Here is a 3483-nt window from a genome sequence, read left to right as displayed (position 1 = left end):
AACGGCGCCAAGATTAGCGCGGTTGTCAGACCGGCAGACACCCTGCTGTATGCTTTGAGGGAGGTTCTGGGGCTGACCGCCGCTAAGCCGGGATGCGAAAACGGCGACTGCGGATCATGCACGGTTTTGGTCGACGGTCTGCCGGTCAAATCCTGCTTGATGCTGGCGGTAGAAGCGGTAGGCCATAAGATCACCACCTTGGAAGGTCTGCAGGACGCTCCTATTCAGAAGGCTTTTGTAGAGCACCGGGCTTTTCAGTGCGGCTATTGCACCCCGGGTTTCATCATGACCTGTCAGGGGTTGATAGAAAAACACCCTGATGCCGACGAAGATACCATGTTCACCTGGCTGGAATCAAATATCTGCCGCTGCACCAGCTACGAAGAGATCACCGGGGCGGTGCGCAGTGTACTGAATATAACCCCGGAATAAAATACCGGTTGCCGGAAGCAGCGACAGTTCCCGGTCGATTAGGATAATTCGCCCCGGGGCGTTCACCGCTTTGGTTACCGCCAAAAAATCAGGACTACCCTGACATTATCCTTTCCCGAGCGGTGGCGGTGTCCGGCCGGCCAGCCTGCCGGGGCGAAATAAACCAGACCCGGCGGCGCATCCCGCAATCGATCTTTTTTTATGGCCTATGGCTTATCTTTTTTGCGGTCGCTTCTCCCTTAAATGGCGCCAATGAACACCGCTTCTTCTAAAAGCCGGCGAAATAATAAATTATCAAGACCAGCTGCAGGACTAGTATTATTGGGAGGCCGTATTTGAAACTGCGGTGGCGGGTTTTGTGCCGGAATTGATACATAGCCAGTATTCCGCCTAAGGCGCCACCTAGAAGCGCAGCTGTGAAAAGGGTTCTTTCCGGAATCCTCTTTTCCCCGCGCTGTGAGTAGCCTTTGTCGAGCGCGAATAATACATAGCACAGAGTATTGACCGCCAAAGCGTAAAAAAGCAAGACTTGATGCGCAAACCCGCTGTAGGCCATGCCGCTATTCCTCCCCCAGGATTGATTTCTCCGTCATTACGGCCATCCATGACTGCATCACAGCTGAAGGATTGGTCATAGAGAGTATGGTGACTAACTGCTATCTGCAGACGTCGGCTCTATCATCATTAATATTATTATAACCGCGGATACTGATCTTGCTGTCGAATACCCCGCAAAAAAACCACGCTCATCCGTTAACACGGAAAATAGGCCAAGATTGCTTTTACAGTGCCGCCGCAGTGGTTTAAGATATAGGATAGCTGCAATAATATTTTTGTGAAAGTCTGCTTTAGAAGGTGAGTCTCTTTGCGTGAGGAAATAGTCTTTACTTGCGGGGAAGGCCGTTTGGGCATACAGGTTCAGGCCATTTTAACCGGTGACGGGGTGGCAGTCTTCCTCACCGGGGGGGAAAAACCTCATGTGGGGGGAGTGGCGATGAGTGTTCCGCGCCATCCCCGGACAGCTTCGGGTCAACGCCCGCAAACCTGGGTAACCCCCCGCTCTGGACACCGCGATTCTGATGTTGCCACCCTGGTGGCCGAGCAGCTCTGCCGGGAAACCGGTTGTTGCGCGGCAGTAATAGCGGGAATTCATATTGATCGGGCCTCCCGTCAGGAAATTGATGCCCTGGTGCAAAACAGCCTGGAAGCAGCCCGGCTATTGGCTGACAGAATCAAGCAGATAGTGGAGATCGAACATGCATAAGAACCTGCGCTCCTTTATTGAGCAACTACGCCGGGAAAAAGACATTATCGAGATAACGGCTGAAGTAGACCCCTATCTGGAACTGGCTGAAATCCACCGCCGGGTGGTGGAAGAAGGCGGTCCGGCCTTATTATTCACCCGGGTTAAAGGGAGTTCATTTCCGGTTGCCACCAATTTATTTGGCACCGTACGGCGTATGGAAATGGCCATGGGTCCCAAACCGCAAGCTATTGTAAACAAAGCCATCAACGCCTTGCACCGGCTCTTACCGCCGCGCTTGAGCAGTTTGTGGGGGGAACGCGGTTGGCTTCTGGATATGGCCCGCATCGGCTTGAATCATGTGCCGTCCCACCGGGCGCCGGTTTTAAGAGAGTCCTTGCAGCCGGTTAATATCAAAGCCCTGCCGTGCATCACCAGCTGGCAGGAGGACGGCGGACCGTTCTTCACCCTGCCCCTGGTGTATACCGAAAGCCCGCATGGAGGCGAACACAACCTGGGCATGTACCGCATGCAGGTATTCACTGCAACTCAAACCGGCATGCACTGGCAGATCCATAAAGGCGGCGGATTTCACTTCCATGAAGCTGAGCAGCTTGGTCAGCCCCTGCCGGTGACGGTATTCCTGGGAGGGCCGCCGGCATTGACCGTTGCCGCCATCACGGCTCTGCCGGAACCTTTGCCGGAACTGCTTTACGCTTCATTCCTGCTGGGAGACAAAATTGCCATGACTAAGATAGCCGGCCATCCCCATCCCCTGGTGGCAGAAGCCGAGTTTGCCCTGTGCGGGGTGGTTCCCGCCCATGTACGCAAGCCGGAAGGACCATTCGGCGACCATTATGGCTACTATTCTCTGGTGCATGATTTCCCGGTGTTTAACATAACACAGCTTTACCATCGCTCCGATGCCATTTATCCTGCCACCGTTGTCGGCAAACCCAGACAGGAGGATTATTACATCGGGGAGTGGATGCAGGAATTGATCAGCCCCATCTTTCCGCTGCTGATGCCCGGGGTCAAGGACCTGCGCAGTTATGCTGAAGCCGGTTTTCATACCTTGAGCGCGGCCGTGGTCAGGGAGAGCTACTTCCGCGAAGCCCTGGCCCACAGCTTCCGCATCCTGGGTGAAGGTCAGCTTAGCCTCACCAAGGTTTTGCTGGTAACCGACGTGGCTTTAGACCTGCGCGATTTTCCGCATCTCCTGGAGACTATCCTGATGCGGCTCGATCCTGGACGGGACCTTGTAATTCTGCACAATACCTCCATGGATACACTGGATTACACCGGCCGCAAATATAATCAGGGCAGCAAAGCGATCATCATAGGCATCGGCAACCCGGTGCGCGAATTACCTCGGAATTATAGCGGAAACCCCCTTCCCCGGATTGATAAGATAAAGCCCTATTGCTCCGGGTGCCTGCTCATATCCGGAGCCAGCTATGAGCAAGAACCGGGGTTGGGGGCGCAGTTGACCGAGGCGGCTCATGCAGAACTGCAATCCTGGCCCCTGGTGATACTTGTGGATGATATTGATTCGATATCCGATCAGACCTCTTTCCTGTGGACCGTATTCACCCGTTTCGACCCCATGCTCGATATTCATGCACAGCAGCACATGCACCGGAATGCCATCGAATACCGGCTGCCCTTTATAATCGACGCCCGTATGAAACCGGAATATCCGGCTGAGTTGGTGCCCCGGGAAGACATCGTAGAACGGGTCGATCAGCGCTGGGGCAGTTTGTTCAGAAACAATTAACTGAATTCGGGCAGAGCGAACGACGGAAGCG

The 3483-nt window shown here is 54.3% G+C and carries 4 protein-coding genes; 3 read left to right on the top strand and 1 reads right to left on the bottom strand.

What is annotated here, in order from left to right; genetic code table 11:
* Nucleotides 1-432 (top strand): (2Fe-2S)-binding protein (locus B2633_RS12590; protein ID WP_483171048.1); only part of this gene is annotated, 432 nt, incomplete at its 5' end.
* Between the two features lie 268 nt (nucleotides 433-700).
* On the opposite strand, the gene B2633_RS12585 is transcribed toward B2633_RS12590, so the two are convergent.
* Nucleotides 701-988: a DUF1294 domain-containing protein gene (locus B2633_RS12585; RefSeq protein ID WP_483171047.1), complete on the bottom strand. Its 288-nt coding sequence runs from the start codon at nucleotides 986-988 to the stop codon at nucleotides 701-703.
* 309 nt (nucleotides 989-1297) lie between these two features.
* Here B2633_RS12585 and lpdD point away from each other — a divergent pair, with 309 nt between their 5' ends.
* Nucleotides 1298-1696, top strand: a complete 399-nt coding sequence (lpdD, locus tag B2633_RS12580) for a prenylated flavin chaperone LpdD (RefSeq protein WP_483171046.1) — start codon at nucleotides 1298-1300, stop codon at nucleotides 1694-1696.
* Nucleotides 1689-3452 carry a UbiD family decarboxylase gene (locus B2633_RS12575; RefSeq protein ID WP_483171044.1) on the top strand — a complete coding sequence of 588 codons (1764 nt, stop codon included), beginning with the start codon at nucleotides 1689-1691 and terminating at the stop codon, nucleotides 3450-3452. The genes lpdD and B2633_RS12575 overlap by 8 nt, the downstream gene beginning before the upstream one ends.
* The last annotated feature ends 31 nt before the right edge of the window (nucleotides 3453-3483 follow it).

This window comes from Syntrophomonas sp. UBA1041, assembly GCF_002316705.1.
Classification (GTDB): domain Bacteria; phylum Bacillota; class Syntrophomonadia; order Syntrophomonadales; family Syntrophomonadaceae; genus DTU019.
This window is presented reverse-complemented; position numbering and strand designations above follow the sequence as displayed.